The organism is Microbacterium sp. PRF11, assembly GCF_031844085.1.
GTDB lineage: Bacteria > Actinomycetota > Actinomycetes > Actinomycetales > Microbacteriaceae > Microbacterium.
This window is the reverse complement of sequence record NZ_JAUZUP010000001.1, coordinates 886,641-901,313: the sequence shown is the minus strand read 5'-3', so window position 1 is coordinate 901,313 and position 14,673 is coordinate 886,641. Positions and strand designations below refer to the sequence as shown.

Genomic DNA, 14,673 nt, shown 5'->3' with positions numbered 1-14,673 from the left:
CGTGCGCCGATCGTTGCGTTCCTGTGAGGTGAGGGGCCGCTGCGAGACGGCGGACGCTGGCAGGATGGAGGACATGGTGACCCTGCTGCTCGATTCGACGCAGCTCGAGGTCGTGCTCTCGCCGACCGAGCGTGCGCTGTCCTTCCGCAAGAGCAACATCGTCGTCCCGCGCGAGCACATCGAACGCGTACAGCTCACCGACGACGCGTGGACGTGGATCCGCGGCGTGCCCAACCCCGGCGTCAACCTGCCGGTCGCAGTGGGTGCCGGCACATGGAAGTCGGCCGGTGGCAACGACTTCGTCGTCATCCGCGGGCGCAAGCCGAGCGTCGTCATCGATCTCACGGGGCACCAGGAGTTCGAGCGCCTCGTGCTGACGACGAAGCACGGTGTGGCGCTGCTGAAGGCGTTGCGGTTGGACGTGGCATCCGAGCCGGAGAACGTCGCCGACATCGTCGCCTGAGCGGCAGGGACGGCTCAGCCCGTGAACTGCACCACCGTGTCCCACGCGAGTTTCACGATGAGCAGCGACAGCGTCACGAGGAACACGACGCGCACGAACCCGCTGCCGCGGCGCGTGGCCATGTGCGCGCCGATGAACCCGCCCGTGATGTTGAGCGCGGCCATCGCCAAGCCGAGCACCAGGATGATCTCGCCGTGCACGCCGTAGACGGCGAGGGCGGCGAGGTTGGTCGTGAGGTTGGCGATCTTGGCGTTGACGCTCGCCTGCAGGAAGCCGTAGCCCAGCACGCCCACGATGAGGATGACGAAGAACGAGCCGGTGCCCGGACCCAGGATGCCGTCGTAGAAGCCGACCAGCAGACCGATCGCGCCCGCACGCCAGGCGATGGCCGCGGGGCGGTCGTGGCGGGGTTCGTGGTGGAGACCCATCTTGGGCTTGAGCAGGGTGTACAGGCCCACGGCGACCACCGCGACGAGCACGACGGGGGTCAGCACCTCGCGGGGGACGAAGCGGGAGAGCGCGGCGCCGACCGCCGAGCCGGCGAACGCGCCGACGACGAGCGGGGCGAGCAGGATGAGCTGCACCTTGATCTTGCGCAGGTACACCCAGCTCGCGGAGAGCGTGCCGAAGAACGACGACAGCTTGTTGGTGCCGAGGATGAACGGCGTCGCCACGTCTTTCGGAACGGCGATGACGAGGGCGGGCAGCTGGATGAGGCCGCCGCCGCCGACCACCGCGTCGACCCAGCCGGCGACGCCCGCGGCCACGAGGAGCAGGACCAGGGCTCCGACGGATACGGGGAGCCAGTCGGCGATCACCGGTCCATCGAGCACGGTTGATTCTCGCCGGTCGCCGCGGCGGCACCAAATGCGGTGCGCGTCACGGCCCGCCCGTGCGGGTCAGTCGACGTCGCGGCGCCAGGTGGTGAACAGGCCGATGACCAGGAAGACCACGGCGTAACCGAGCAGGACCAGGCCGCCCGCCCACCACTCGAGCTCTGCGCCCGCGCCGGTACCCATCGCGCCGAAGATGGTCTGGCCGACGAGCGCGTCGCTCGCGGCGCTCGGGAACCACTTCACGACATGGCCGAAGCCCTCGACGATGCCCCCGATCGTGCGCACGATCGGTTCGACGAAGAGGGTGACGGCCAGCACCATGACGATCGCGGCGACCTGATTGCGCACCACCGTCCCGACGCCGATCCCGACCAGCGCCCACAGCGCGAAGGCGACGAGCATGCGACCGACGAGCGTCCACGTGTCGGCGGAGCCGAGGGCGGGGTCGATGTCGAAGATCGAGAGCACCCCGGCGCCGGCGGCCACCGCGGCGGCGGAGCCGAGGATGCCGTACAGCACGCCGACCAGGATGCCGACGGCGAACTTGCCGACAAGCACCACGCCGCGGCGCGGGGTGGCGAGCAGGGTCGGGGTGAGTGTCTTGTGGCGGAACTCGGTCGTGACCATGAGCGTGCCGATGAGCAGCGGGAAGACGTAGCCCACCGCCGTCGCCGAGCTGTAGACGAGGGCGGGTACGCCGTCGGTGGACACGGCGGGTCCGTTCGCTCCGGTGAGGCGTCCGGATGCCACGCCGCCGAACACGAACGCGAGGGCACCGGCGGTGAAGGCGACATAGACCACGAGCACGATGCCGAGCACCCACCAGCCGGCGGTGCTGAACTGCTTCGTGTACTCCGAGCGCGTGGCGGCCAGAAGGGTCATCGCTGCGTCCCTTCTTCGGTCGTGTCGCCCTCGGAGCGCCCGTCCGAGGCGGTCGGGACGATGTCGATGACGCCCGTCGACGCGACGGCGTACGACGGGCGAGGGGCGGTGTCGTCGCGGGGTGTCGCCGCGGGGCGCGCGGCGCGCGCCGGCGCCACGACGGCGACGAGGGCGGTGGACGGACGCGGCTCGTCGGCGATGGCGGGCTCGGCGGGCTCGACGGGCGTCGGGGCGGGCGGGTCGGCGGGCGGGACCTCCGGCGCCGGGGGCTCGGCATCCGGTACCGGGGCGCCGCCCGCGCTGGCGTGCACGCGCACCCCGCTGACCAGCTCGAGGAAGATGTCCTCGAGGGTCGCGCCCTTGCTCTGCAGGTTCGAGAGGGCCACGCCGGCTCCCGCGGCGAGCGCGCCGATCTCGATCGGCTCGTGGTGGCGGATCGTGAACCCGTTGCGCAGCAGTTGATGGGCGATTCCGTTCGCATCGAGCAGCTGTGCGAGCGCGGCGCGGTCGGGGGAGTCGACGACGGTGGCGAACTCGTCGGGATCGGCGAGGTCCTCGATGCCGCCCTGGAAGACGAGGCGCCCGCGAGAGATGATCAGCAGCGCGTCGACCGTCTGCTGCACCTCGGCGAGCAGGTGCGAGGAGATGAGCACGGTGCGCCCCTCTTCGGCGAGGTGGCGCAGGAGCGAACGCATCCAGCGGATGCCCTCGGGGTCGAGGCCGTTGGAGGGCTCGTCGAGCACCAGCACGCCCGGGTCGCCCAGTAGGGCCGTCGCGAGGCCCAGGCGCTGGCGCATGCCGAGCGAGAAGCCGCCGACGCGGCGTCCGGCGACGTCGGCGAGGCCCACGAGTCCGAGCACGTGGTCGATGCGAGAGATGGGCAGGTTCGCGGCGCGCGCGTAGACCTTGAGATGGTTGGCCGCGGAGCGGCCGGGGTGGAAGCTCGAGGCCTCGAGCGCGGCGCCCACGGTCTGCAGCGGGGAGGAGAGGTCGTGGTAGCGCTTGCCGCCGATCGTCGCCGCACCCGAGGTGGGCCGCACAAGTCCCAGAAGCATGCGCAGCGACGTCGTCTTGCCGGCGCCGTTGGGTCCGAGGAAGCCCGTGACCTGTCCGGGCTCGATGCGCGCGGTCAGATCGTCGACCGCCGAGACCGCCCCGAAGCGTTTGGTGAGCCCGACGAGTTCGAGCACCTGTCCGTCGGGCATGCGGCACCTCTCGTTCGGCGGGCGTTCTCCCCATCTTCCCCGATCCGCGGCCGAAAACACATCTCGGGGCGTGTGTAACGTGGCACCGTGCACGCACAGCGAATCGATGACGACAGCGTCCTCGTCGGGGGTCGGCGCGGCCTCGGACATCTCACGCTGAACCGGCCGCGGGCGATCAACGCGCTCGACCTCGGCATGATCCGTGCCCTGCATCTCACCCTCGACCGGTGGGAGCACGACACCGACGTCGACGTGGTGCTGCTGGACGGCGCGGGGGAGCGGGGCTTCTGCGCCGGGGGCGACGTGCGGGCGCTGCACGACATGGTGCGCGACGGCCGCGTCGACGACGTGCACGCGTTCTTCCGCGAGGAGTATGCGCTCGATCACCGCATCGCGACGTTCCGCAAGCCCGTCATCGCTATCGCCGACGGCGTGTGCATGGGCGGGGGGATCGGCTTGGCCGGTCACGCCGCGATCCGCATCGTGACCGAGACCTCGCGTCTGGCTATGCCCGAGACGCGCATCGGCTTCACGCCCGACGTCGGCGGGTCGTGGTTGCTGGCGCGCGCCCCGGGCCGCATCGGCGAATACCTCGCCCTGACGGGCGGGACCATGGATGCCGCCGACGCGCTGTACGCGGGATTCGCCGACCACATGGTGCCGAGCGCCCACCTCGAGGCGCTGTACGAGGCGCTGGAGAATCGGGCCGATCCGTCGAGCCCGACCGAGCTCGTCCTGCTGTTCGACGAGACGCCCGAGCCGTCGCGGTTGGAGACGGCTCGGGTGTGGATCGACGACGCCTTCGCCGCCGACGACGTGGACGGCATCATCGCCCGCCTGCGCGAGCGCGAGGAGCCCGAGGCGCGCGAGACGGCCGACCTGCTGGACTCCTCGGCGCCGACCGCCCTGGCCGTGACGCTCGAGGCGGTGCGTCGCGCGCGCGGGCTGCCGTCGCTGCGGGCCGCGCTCGCGCAGGAGTACGGACTCGTGCTCTGGTTCGCGTCCACGCAACCCGACCTCGTCGAGGGCATCCGCGCGCAGGTGGTCGACAAGGACCGATCGCCGTCGTGGTCGCCCGTGCGGCGCGCGGACCTGCCGCCCGAGCGCGTCGCCGAGGCGTTCGCGTACGAGCCTGAGCCGGCGCTGTGGTGACCGCGCCATGACCGCACCGCGGCGCCGCTGGTCGATCGGTCGGGCCCTCGACGGGTTCTTCTTCGTGTTCGCCGGTCTCGCCGCGATCTGGCTCGCCTACCTGAGCTTCACCGAGTCGTTCTCGCTCGGGTGGGGCGGGGTGATCATGGCGGTGCTGTTCTGGGTGCTGCTCGCGTATCTCGTCCTGCCGCGGCTGCACCGCATCCTCACCGCGATCTACGTCCCCGACTACTTCATGGGTCGCACCCGCACGTCCGACGGGCTTCTGGGCGACCCGGTCAATCTCGCTCTCGACGGCGAGCGCGCTGAGGTGGAGGCGGCGATGGCCGCGGCGGGGTGGATTGCGGCCGACCCGGTGAGCCTGCGCTCGTCGTGGCGGATCGTCTCGTCCACGGTGCGACGGCGTAGCTACCCTCGGGCGCCGGTCAGCCCTCTGTTCTTGTTCGGCCGGATGCAGGATCTCGCGTACCAGCAGGAGGTCGCCGGGTCGCCCGCGCAGCGGCACCACGTGCGGCTCTGGAAGTGTCCCGATGGCTGGCTGCTGCCGGGAGGGCGCCGCGTCGACTGGCTCGCCGCGGGGACGTTCGACCGGGCGGTGGGGCTGTCGTTGTTCACCCTGCAGGTGACGCACCGCATCGACGCCGACACCGACATCGAGCGCGACCACATCGTCGAGAGCCTTCGCGCGGTCCCCGGGGTCGGCGTCGATGTGATCCGCGACTTCGCGACCGGGTACCACTCGCGCAACGGGGGCGGCGACAGCATCAGCACCGACGGCGACCTCCCCATCGTCGACGTGCGCGGCGTGCGCGTGGGGGCGGCGTGAGCACGACTCGGCATCCGCGCAAGCGCCCGGCCTTCGAGCCGCCGCGCGACCCGGCCGTCGACGCACCGCGGCGTCGACCGGGCGCGATCGTCGCGGGCGCCGTGCTGGTGCTGCTGCGCGCGCTCGCGGGCGCGCTGTGGGCGGTGAGCGTGGCGTTCTCGCTGCCGCCGTGGCTGCGGCAGCTCGCCGGTGCCGCGAGCGGCGACGCGAGCGAGCCCGTCGACCTGTCGGTGTCGGACCTCGGCGTGGGGACGGCGGTGTTCCTCGGCGTGCTCGGCCTCGTGTTCGCGGTGCAGGTGGTGCTCGGCATCCGGATCCTGTTCGGCGGCAACCTCGCGCGCGTGATGGTCATGCTGATCTCGGTGGTGTCGATCTCGGCGAGCTTCGTCGGTTGGTGGCAGTTCGGGCAGGAGATCACGGTGCGCACGACGCTGGTGACGCTGAGCCTGGACATCCTCGTGCTGCTGGCGCTGTCGAGTCGGGATGCCGCGAGCTGGGCGCGCACGGCTCGTTCCCAGCGGCGTGCGGGTCCGCGTCCGGGTGCGGCGGGTTAGCCTGAGAGGCGCCGCGCCCCGCGGCAGAACGGAAGACGCACGTGTTCGACAGTCCCATGTCGTCCTCGGCATACGAGGTGCTCCGTGTCGCGGCCGACGTCGACGACGAGGGGCTGCGCCGCGCCTACCGGGTGCGGTTGCGCGAGACGCACCCCGACACCGGCGGCGACGCGGCGCTGTTCGTGCAGGTGCAACGCGCGTGGGAGCTCATCGGAACCCCCGAGGCGCGCAGCGCCTACGATCGCGGCCGCGGAACGTCCGGCGGCGAATGGGGCGGCGGGCCGGCGGCATCCCCTCCTCCCCGTCCGACCGACACGCGTCCGCGCGCACGCTCGCACGGCCAACCGGGCGGGTGGCGTCGTGAGCGCTACCTCGGGCTCATCCGCGAATGGGTGGGTCGCGGGGTCGACATCCCCGACCCCTACGCTCCGGCGCTCGTGCGCTCCGCTCCGCCGGAGATTCGCCATATCCTCGCCGACGCGCTCGCCGAGGAGGAGACGGCGCGGCTCGTGTCCGAGCTGGGGATGGGCTACACGGTGTGGCATGACGTGTTCGCCGATCGCGACGGCGTCGACCCGGAGCAGAAGATCGACCACCTGGTGCTGGGGCCGAGCGGGCTGTACGCGCTGCTGAGCGAGGACTTCGGCGGTCCCGTCGGGGTGCGTCGCGGCGAGATCACGGGACCGAACGTCATCGGGTCGCCGGTGACGCAGCTCGTGTCGCGCGCGCGGGTGATCGCGCGGTCCGCGGGGGTGCGCTTCAGCGGTGCGATGGTGGTGCTGCCCGACGACGACGTGCTCGACGCGATCAGCGAACTCGGCAAGGTGCGCGGGACGCCCGTGGCGCTCGTGACGCGCAGCGCGCTCACGACGCTGCTGCGTCGCGGCATCACGGGGGCGCGCGAGGTCGGCGGCACCGAGTTGTTCGACATCCGCACTCGCCTGCAGCAGCGCGTGCGCCACGTCTAGGTCGCGTCGAGGGTGCGTGTCTAGGGTGGGGGCATGAGTACCGACGAGACCTCGGGTGCCTCGGCATCCGACGACATGAAGCGCAAGTTCAAGGAAGCGCTCGAGAAGAAGAACGGTCGGCAGCGTTCCGGTGAGGCGCACCTCGACGGCCACTCGGCCGTGCAGGGCACGCACTCCGCCGTGACCAAGCGGGAGTTCCGTCGCAAGAGCGGCTGAGCCGAGCCCCCGGCGCCTCAGGCACGGTGCAGAGGCGCCTCGAAGAACGCCAGCTCGAGCGCCATCGATCGCTCGTACGCCGCCGCCATCTCGTGTCGGAGGGTCGCGGATGCCGATCGTGCCGCGGCATCCGTGATGCCCGCCGCTTCGGCGGACGACGCCGCGAACGTCTCGTCGCCGTACGCGGTGAGCCAATCGGCGTAGGGATGGGTCGGGGCGAAGGTGCCCCGCCAGCGGGCGCCGATGTCGGTGTACAGGACGAAGCACGGCAGGATCGCGGCGACCAGCACGGCGTACGACCCGGTCGCGGACGTCGCGTGCAGATGGTCGGTGTACGCCCTCGTCGAGGTGGCGGGTTCGAGACCCGCGGGGTCGACGTGCGACCGGTGCAGCGCCGCCTCCTCCGCCAGGCACGACACCGAGGCGGCGGCCCAGAACCGCTGCTCGTCGACGGTCGGGGCGAGGGCTGCGGCGCGGGCGAGGACGCGCGCGTATTCGCGCAGGTAGAGCAGATCCTGACCGAGGTACCAGGCGAAGGCGTCGCGGTCCAGGTCTCCGGATGCCAGTCCCCGCACGAATGCGCACGCGTCGACGTCGGCGCGGGTCACGGCGACGGCGTCCCATTGCTCGGTGCTCCACGACCCGCCGAGGTCGATGTGGGGTCGGAGTTCGTGCTGATGGTCGATCGGGCCGTTGCCCCGGCCGACGTTCAGCGCCGCGGCGTGCTCGAGGGCGCCGGTGAGCCAGCGCTTGGCGCGGGCGAGGGCGTCGGTCCACGACAGGCCGTGGGCGGCGAGGGTCGCCATCGCCGACGACAGCGAGCAGCCGGTGCCGTGGGTGTGCGGGGTGTCGACGCGTCGGCCGGGGACCGGGTGGACACCGGTGAGGTCGACGATGGCGTCCGGGCATTCCCGGCCGTCGAGGTGTCCGCCCTTCAGCAGGACGACCGTCTCTGCGGATGCGGCGAGGCGTCGCGCCTGCGTCACCGCCGCTTCCCATGTCGTCGCGCGCGGTTCGCGCACGAGCACCGCGAGCTCGGGAAGGTTCGGGGTCACGAGATTCGCACGTCGGCAGAGGGCGCGCACCGCGTCTTCGGCGTCGGTGTCGAGCAGTCGGTCACCGCTGGTGGCGACCATGACCGGGTCGAGGACGACGATCGGCGGTTCCGCGGCGTGCAGCCAGCGCTCGACGGTGGCGATGACGTCGGTCGAGCCGAGCATGCCGATCTTCACCGCATCAATGGTCACGTCGTCGCTCACGGCGCGCAGCTGCGCGTCGAGGAAGGTCGTGGGCGGAACGTGGACGGAGCGGACGCCGAGGGTGTTCTGTGCGACGAGCGCGGTGACCGCCGCCATGCCGTATCCGCCGAACGCGGCGATCGACTTCAGGTCGGCCTGGATGCCCGCTCCACCGGTGGGGTCGGTACCGGCGATGCTGAGGACGCGAGGGATCACTCGTCGGCCCTCCACGCTGAGAGCAAGTCCTGCACGACCGCTCCCGGGTCGTCGGCCTCGCTCAGCAGCGAGACGACCGCGATGCCTGCGGCGCCGGCCCGGCGGAGGGCGGCGACGTCGTCGACGCCGATCCCGCCGATCGCCACGCAGGGGAGGGGAGTGGATGCCGCGAGCTCGCCGAACCCCCCGATGCCGAGCGGCCGTGGGTGGTCGGGCTTCGTCGTCGTGGCGCGGATGACGCCGACGCCGAGGTAGTCGACGGTTCCGTCGGGAAGGGCGGCGGCCGCCGCGAGGTGCGCCGGAGTGTTCGCCGTCCAGCCGATGAGGGCGTCGGGGCCGAGCAGAGCGCGAGCCGCGTCGACGGGCACGTCGCTCTGGCCGAGGTGGATGCCGTCGACGCGCGCGCCCTCTCGCCCAGAACGGTCTTCTCCGCGCAGGCGGTCGCGGGCGGCGAGGACGACGTCGAGCCGGTCGTCGACGACGAACGTGCAGCGTCCCGCGATGACGTCGGCGAGGTCGAGGGTTCGGGCGAAGAGCTCGCCGCCGGTCGCGACCTTATCGCGGAGCTGCACCACGCTCGCCCCCGCGGCGACGACCTCGTCGACGAGGTCGCGCAGGCGCGCGAACGGGACGCGGTGGTCGGTGACGACGTGCAGGGACAGGTCGCCGGTCATCGGGCGGCCTCGGGATTGAACCGGTCCTCGAGGTCAGCGGGCTGTACGGCGGAGAGTTCGTCGAGGAACGCCACGGCGAACGACCCCGGACCGTTCGTCCGGGATGCCGCCCGTTCCGACGCGACGGCCCAGGTCGCGCTCGCGGCGACCGCCGCGTCGAAGGGCGAGGTGACGGCGAGAAAGCTCGCCATCGCGGCGCCGAGGGCGCAGCCACCGCCGGTGACCTTGGTCAGCAGGACGCTTCCCCCGCTCACGCGCGCCGTGCGTGCGGCATCCACGATCAGGTCTGTCTCGCCCGAGACGGCGACGGTGCCGCCGATGCGGATCGCGAGGGAGCGTGCGGCGTTGAGGGCGTCTTCGGCGGAGTCGGTGGCGTCGACGCCCCGTCCGCCGGCGCCGGCGCCCGCGAGGGCGAGGATCTCCGAGGCGTTGCCGCGGATGATTGCCGGTCGCGCGTCGAGCAGCTCGTGCGCGAGGGCGGTGCGGACGGGCAGGGCGCCGACGGCGACGGGGTCGAGGACCCAGGGCGTTCCCGCGGCGACGGCCTGGCGGGCGGCATCCCGCTGCTCGCTCGTGGGGGTGCCCAGGTTGACGAGGACTCCGCCCGAGATGCCGGCGAACACGCCGGCTTCGCCCGGGATGTCGCACATCGCCGGTGCGGCGCCGAGGGCCAGGAGGGCGTTGGCGGTGAAATTGGTCACCACCGCGTTCGTGATGCACTGCGTGAGCGGTGCGGCCTCGCGGAGAGCTTCGAGGGCCGCCGCGGCGGCACGGTGGGTGGGGGTGGACGGAGACGACGACGTGCGAACGACCATTCGCGACATCCCTTCGCTAGTACGAACTAGATCAGGTTCGACGGGTGTGTTCTCAGCCCTGGCGGGCACCCCGTGTCACTGCCTGGCACGCTAGCAGGTCGTCGGCCCGGTCAGCCGTCGCGCGAGCCCGCGGCGGCGTTCTCGGAGCGCGGTGCGGCTTCTTCGTCGTCGTCGACGCGCGGTGCGATGGGACCGCCGAGGCCGCGTCGTTCGGTGCGGCGGTCGGAGCGGGAAGCACCGCCCATCCCTCCGGCGCCGTGCGCGCCCGCCGCACCGGAGGTGCCGCCGGCGCCGGCGTGCGCGGTAGCTGCGCGGCTTCCGGCGGCGGCAGCGTTCGGGCCGGGCGCGCTCGTTCCGGCCGGGGCTGTCGCCGTGCGACTCCCGGCGGCGGCGCTCGTCCCGTTGCCCGATGTCCCGGTTGCGCCCGCGGTGCCGCCAGCGCCCGGGAAGCCGATGGCCGGGCGTGCGCTCAGTCCTACGCGCGTGGCTGCGGATCCGCTCCTACCGAGGAGTCCGCCGGTGCCGCGGATGGTGCGTCCCGTAGCTGCGGTGGGCGGGCCCATTCCCGAGCTCAAGCGGCGCAGGGCGGCTGCGCCGCCGCCACCCGCGATCAGCCCTGCGGACAGGCCTGAGCCGAGGCCCGTGCCGGCACCGGAGATCCCGCTGGGAACGGAACCTCCGATCGTGCCGGGGACGTGCCCGGGGGAGATGCCGGAGACGGAGCCGTCCGGCGTGGGCGGGGCGTGGTGCGGCGGGACGAGGGCGAGGTCGATGCCGGGGCCACTTGGATCGTCGGGAGAGGGAAGAAGGTGGGGCGGCGGCGAGGCGGGGACCGGAACCCCTTCGACGAGCGCCGGGGTTCGAGGGGTGGGCGAGCTCTGATTTGCATTTTGATCGTCAGCGAGATCGTCGATCAGCGCAGCCGCGGTTCGAGCCTCACCGGCGCTGTGTCGATCCCGCTCGCGGATCGTTCCGACCATGTCCGAGTTCCTCTCGCGTGGCGCGAACGGGGACCACGGCGACGCTAAAGCCTCGTCCCACGGTTTCGCTTTGGAACTCGATGATGGTGCATGTGCCGAGAGGGACGTTTCGGTTATCCACAGCCGTCGTTGATCGCGCGCGAAGCGACGGCTCCGTCGTGAGAGCCGCATCCGGGTGGCGGGGGTTCGACGCGATCAGAACCGGGCGGAGAAGCCGCCGTCGGTGTGCAGCAGTTGCCCGCTGACCCAGCGACCCTCCGCGGAGAGCAGGAACGCCGTGATCGCGGCGATGTCGCGGGGAGTGCCTGCCCGGCCGAGCGGATGGGCGGCGGTGAGGGATTCGCGGGTGTCGTCGTCCATCCATCCCGTGTCGATCGGGCCGGGGTTGACGACGTTGGCGGAGATGTTGAGCGGGCCGAGTTCGCGCGCGGCCGAGATGACGATTCTGTCGAGCGCGCCCTTCGAGGCGCCATAGGGGAGGTTGCCGGTCGTGTGGTCGCTCGTGAAGGCAACGATGGCACCGCCCGTGGCATCGACCTGACGGGCGAAAGCGGCGATGAGGAGCAAAGACGCGCGCGCGTTGACGGCGATGTGAGCGTCGAAACTCTCAGCGGTGGTGTCGAGGATGCCGGATTCGACGCCGTGCGCGTGGCTGAGCACGAGCGCACCGATCGGCCCCCGCTCGCGCGCGACGCGCTCGATCAGATCGGTCGGGGCGGTTGCGTTCGCGAGGTCGCACGGATAATCGCCGGTTTCGAGATCGCTCGTCACGACGTCCCACCCGTCGGACGCGAGCCGCGGGACGATGCCGGCAGCGATGCTGTTCGCGCGCGCGGCACCGGTGATGAGGACAAGGGTCATGAACTCGAGACTAAGCGGCCGTGCGGAGTCACGGCCACGTGCGTGGGACGGTGCGGACGGCGCCGTGCAAAGCCGTGAGTATGCGCAGTGTGGAACGGCGGATCCGCACGGGGTACGACGGTGAATCTGCGCGGCGCGTAATCGCGGATCTGTGGGGGCGCGGCAGTGGATCTGCGCAGCGGGTGACCATGGACCGGCGAGGGGAGCGAAGTGGATTCGCGCAGCGCGTAGCCGTGAATCTGGCGGGAGGGGGCGTCTATCTGCGCAGCGCGGACCATGGGTCTGTGGAGGATGCGACTGTGAATCTGTGCAGCGCGTGACCATCGGTTTGCGGAGGATGCGACTGTGAATCTGTGCAGCGCGTGACCATGGACCTGCGGGGGACGCGACGTGAATCTGGGCAGCGTGCAACCGCGGGATCGGTGTAGCGCGAAGGTGGGGATCCGCGCGGGCGCGCCCGAGCTCTGCGCGGCCCGCAACGATCAATCGGCGCGGTGTGAGGCGGCACGTACGCTCGTAACCGGTAAGGGGCCATCGATGCCTTCCGCAGGTCTGAACCGAGCGGTGCCCCTCTCGGGGCAGCTAGAACGGTGCCTGTTCTCGTGCGAAATCCTGGGGCGGTGGCGGTGCATCGGGACTGAACCGCACGGCCGGTGAGTAGGCGAGCGGCTCATCGGTATAGATGCGTCCGGTGGGTGAGGTGAACTCGATGACCCCGCCGGGGAGTTGTCTGACCTGCCATCGGGTGAATTGCTTCTGGGTGTGGTGTCTCTGGCAGAAGTGGCAGAGGTTGCAGACGTGGGTTTTGCCGCCGAGGGCGTAGTCGGGGTTGTGGTCGACCTCGCAGCGGATGGCGGGGGCGGTGCAGCCGGGCCACCGGCAGTGTCGGTCGCGGGCGCGGAGGTACCGGTCGATCGCTGCGGTCCGCTGGTACGTGTCGGTGCACAAGACCGCGCCGGTGACGGGGTTCGTGATCAACCGATCCCACGGCACCCTCGTCGCTTCCGCCAGCTGTCGGGCGGTGTCGATGTCGATGGGGCCATGTCCGACGAGTTCGGCCGGGTCGATGTTCTCCCGTCCCGGATCGAACACCGACAGCGCGGGAACGACGACCTGCACGCGGGCTCGGATGGCGCCCAGGCTGCCGGGTCCGTCGTCGATGCGGGTGGGATCGGCATCGGGTGCCGCGGTGAGGAGCAGGTCAGCGAGGATGTCAGCGCGCACCTGGTCGGTGCTGCGAGTATCCCGTTCGGCGTCGCCGCTCTCACGCCCGCTTGGGGTCGGGTTGCCCGCATACGCCTCGTCCCTGCTCGACTCAGAGGCAGAGGCAGAGGCAGAGGCAGAGGCAGAGGCAGAGGCAGAGGCAGAGGCAGAGGCAGAGGCAGAGGCAGAGGCAGAGGCAGAGGCAGAGGCAGAGGCAGAGGCAGAGGCAGAGGCAGAGGCTGAGGCTGAGTCGCCGGATCGGAAAGGCGGCGCCGCAGCGTTCTCGATCGCCGGCGCCAGGCCGAATGCCGAGCCCGTCTCGTCTCGCGTCACCGCTGTCGACGATGGCGCGACGATGTCCCGCCGCGCGTCGATCAGCGCTCGCGACTGCTGCGTCAACCGGTCATAGATCCCCACCGCCAACACCGTCGGAAGCGTCGCGATCAGATCGGACATCCCGTTCTCGCCCCGCACCACCCGCACGCACCGTTGCTCACGGCCGCGCTGATGCCGTTCCGTGATCGTCGTCGGTTGCAACCGCTCCGCCAGAGTTGCCAGCCTTGCCCGCAGGCGCCCGGGACTCAACCCCTCCGCGGTCGCGACCGCGAGCACGTCGAACTCTCCACGCTTGTCCACCGGCACCGGGGTACCGGCATCCACGATCGCCTGGACATGCGCGCGGGACAGGGCTCCCGCCTTCCACGCGTCGACCGTCGCCGGGAAGTGATCGACGAGCGTCATTGCTCGCCCGATCTGCGCCTGCACCGACCGATCAGACAAGCACCCGGCAGCCGCGATCTCCGACGCCACCTCCCGCAGCGCCATCTCCGCCGCGCGGGACGACGCCCGCTGCCCCGCCATGACATCGAGCGCAAGGCGCCCCGCCCGGGCCAGCGCCCGGGTCCTGCGGGCCTCGGCGGCCGAGAGCGCGGCATCCGCGTCGAGGACCTCGCGCAGCACGACCGCGAGCTGGTCGGCCCCGCCGGGTGGTGGGGGTGAAGGTGTCGGAAAGCTCATGCAGGCATGCTAGCTCGAACCTCCGACATTAATCTCCTGATCAGGACTTTCTGTGAATGGATTGGCCTGTCTCATCCCTGGGGAGGAGGGGTGCGACGTCGGCGCGCGATGGTGTCCGATTGCGCCCGGATGCGGCACGTCTCGGTCCGCTGCGCCCGGATGGAAGCGCCGTACGCGCGCGGCGCGGGGCGCACACGTGCGCGAGGAAGGCTGGGCAGGAAGGTGCGTCCCGGTCCGCCGTGTTTGGGGGTGAGGGCGATGGCCGGGCAGGAGAGTGCGTCCCGGTCCGCCGGGCACGGGTGTGCGCGCGTCGTCCACGCTCCGGCGCCCAAGCGCGGCGGCTGGGTAGGAGAACAGATTGCGGTCCGCCACGCCGAGCGCGCGCCGAGTGTCCCGGGCAGGCCTCGCACGCCGCATGCCGCGGCGTCACCCGTGCAGGAAGCGCCCCCGGCGGCACCCGCGCCGATCGCCCCCGCCGCACGTGCGCAGGCCGAGCGCCCCGGCGTCGTTCGCGCCGACCGCCCCTGCGTCCCTTGCACGCCGAGCGCCCCTGCCGCAGCGCGCGCC

15 protein-coding genes and 1 riboswitch are annotated in these 14,673 nt (G+C 71.6%); of the genes, 6 read left to right on the top strand and 9 right to left on the bottom strand.

From position 1 onward, the window contains the following. Window positions 1-73: 73 nt before the first annotated feature. Entirely contained in the window at window positions 74-463 is a 390-nt protein-coding gene (locus tag Q9R20_RS04245) for a hypothetical protein (protein WP_311248145.1), read from the top strand. Window positions 464-477: 14 nt separating this feature from the next. Here the strand turns inward: Q9R20_RS04245 and Q9R20_RS04240 are convergent, their stop codons facing one another. The 3 genes from Q9R20_RS04240 to Q9R20_RS04230 all read right to left on the bottom strand — a co-directional run bounded on the left by Q9R20_RS04240 (window position 478) and on the right by Q9R20_RS04230 (window position 3,386). Then, complete coding sequence (locus Q9R20_RS04240) at window positions 478-1,296, bottom strand: TSUP family transporter (RefSeq protein WP_311248144.1); 819 nt, start codon at window positions 1,294-1,296, stop codon at window positions 478-480. 66 nt (window positions 1,297-1,362) lie between these two features. Then, window positions 1,363-2,181, bottom strand: coding sequence for an ABC transporter permease (locus Q9R20_RS04235; protein WP_311248143.1), 819 nt, complete (start codon window positions 2,179-2,181; stop codon window positions 1,363-1,365). Continuing rightward, window positions 2,178-3,386 (bottom strand): ATP-binding cassette domain-containing protein, encoded by a 1,209-nt coding sequence (locus Q9R20_RS04230; protein WP_311248142.1) that lies wholly within the window; start codon window positions 3,384-3,386, stop codon window positions 2,178-2,180. Before Q9R20_RS04230 ends, Q9R20_RS04235 begins: the two co-directional genes overlap by 4 nt. Window positions 3,387-3,473: 87 nt before the next feature. Here Q9R20_RS04230 and Q9R20_RS04225 point away from each other — a divergent pair, with 87 nt between their 5' ends. Genes Q9R20_RS04225 through Q9R20_RS04205 form a run of 5 tightly spaced genes read left to right on the top strand, consistent with a single transcriptional unit; the run spans window position 3,474 to window position 7,102 of the window. Then, window positions 3,474-4,538 (top strand): enoyl-CoA hydratase/isomerase family protein, encoded by a 1,065-nt coding sequence (locus Q9R20_RS04225; protein ID WP_311248141.1) that lies wholly within the window; start codon window positions 3,474-3,476, stop codon window positions 4,536-4,538. A gap of 7 nt (window positions 4,539-4,545) precedes the next feature. After that, entirely contained in the window at window positions 4,546-5,364 is an 819-nt protein-coding gene (locus Q9R20_RS04220) for an LssY C-terminal domain-containing protein (protein ID WP_311248140.1), read from the top strand. After that, complete coding sequence (locus tag Q9R20_RS04215; protein ID WP_311248139.1) at window positions 5,361-5,918, top strand: hypothetical protein; 558 nt, start codon at window positions 5,361-5,363, stop codon at window positions 5,916-5,918. The genes Q9R20_RS04220 and Q9R20_RS04215 overlap by 4 nt, the downstream gene beginning before the upstream one ends. A 41-nt stretch (window positions 5,919-5,959) precedes the next feature. Then, entirely contained in the window at window positions 5,960-6,886 is a 927-nt protein-coding gene (locus Q9R20_RS04210; RefSeq protein WP_311248138.1) for a DnaJ domain-containing protein, read from the top strand. A gap of 33 nt (window positions 6,887-6,919) precedes the next feature. Beyond that, a complete protein-coding gene (locus tag Q9R20_RS04205) occupies window positions 6,920-7,102 on the top strand; it encodes a DUF5302 domain-containing protein (RefSeq protein ID WP_295840099.1) in 183 nt (60 codons plus the stop codon). 17 nt (window positions 7,103-7,119) lie between these two features. Here Q9R20_RS04205 and thiD read toward each other — a convergent pair whose 3' ends face one another. From thiD to Q9R20_RS04175, 6 genes are all read right to left on the bottom strand, one after another. After that, window positions 7,120-8,556, bottom strand: coding sequence for a bifunctional hydroxymethylpyrimidine kinase/phosphomethylpyrimidine kinase (gene thiD, locus Q9R20_RS04200; protein WP_311248137.1), 1,437 nt, complete (start codon window positions 8,554-8,556; stop codon window positions 7,120-7,122). After that, a complete protein-coding gene (locus tag Q9R20_RS04195) occupies window positions 8,553-9,230 on the bottom strand; it encodes a thiamine phosphate synthase (protein ID WP_311248136.1) in 678 nt (225 codons plus the stop codon). The genes thiD and Q9R20_RS04195 overlap by 4 nt, the downstream gene beginning before the upstream one ends. Then, window positions 9,227-10,045 (bottom strand): hydroxyethylthiazole kinase, encoded by an 819-nt coding sequence (thiM, locus tag Q9R20_RS04190; RefSeq protein WP_311248135.1) that lies wholly within the window; start codon window positions 10,043-10,045, stop codon window positions 9,227-9,229. The genes Q9R20_RS04195 and thiM overlap by 4 nt, the downstream gene beginning before the upstream one ends. After that, a riboswitch (TPP riboswitch) is annotated at window positions 10,037-10,128 on the bottom strand. (Overlaps the previous gene by 9 nt.) Before the next feature lie 27 nt (window positions 10,129-10,155). After that, entirely contained in the window at window positions 10,156-11,025 is an 870-nt protein-coding gene (locus Q9R20_RS04185; protein WP_311248134.1) for a hypothetical protein, read from the bottom strand. A 195-nt stretch (window positions 11,026-11,220) separates the two neighbouring features. Further along, window positions 11,221-11,886 (bottom strand): SDR family oxidoreductase, encoded by a 666-nt coding sequence (locus Q9R20_RS04180; RefSeq protein ID WP_311248133.1) that lies wholly within the window; start codon window positions 11,884-11,886, stop codon window positions 11,221-11,223. Window positions 11,887-12,468: 582 nt separating this feature from the next. Beyond that, complete coding sequence (locus tag Q9R20_RS04175) at window positions 12,469-14,106, bottom strand: DUF222 domain-containing protein (RefSeq protein ID WP_311248132.1); 1,638 nt, start codon at window positions 14,104-14,106, stop codon at window positions 12,469-12,471. Window positions 14,107-14,673 lie beyond the last annotated feature (567 nt).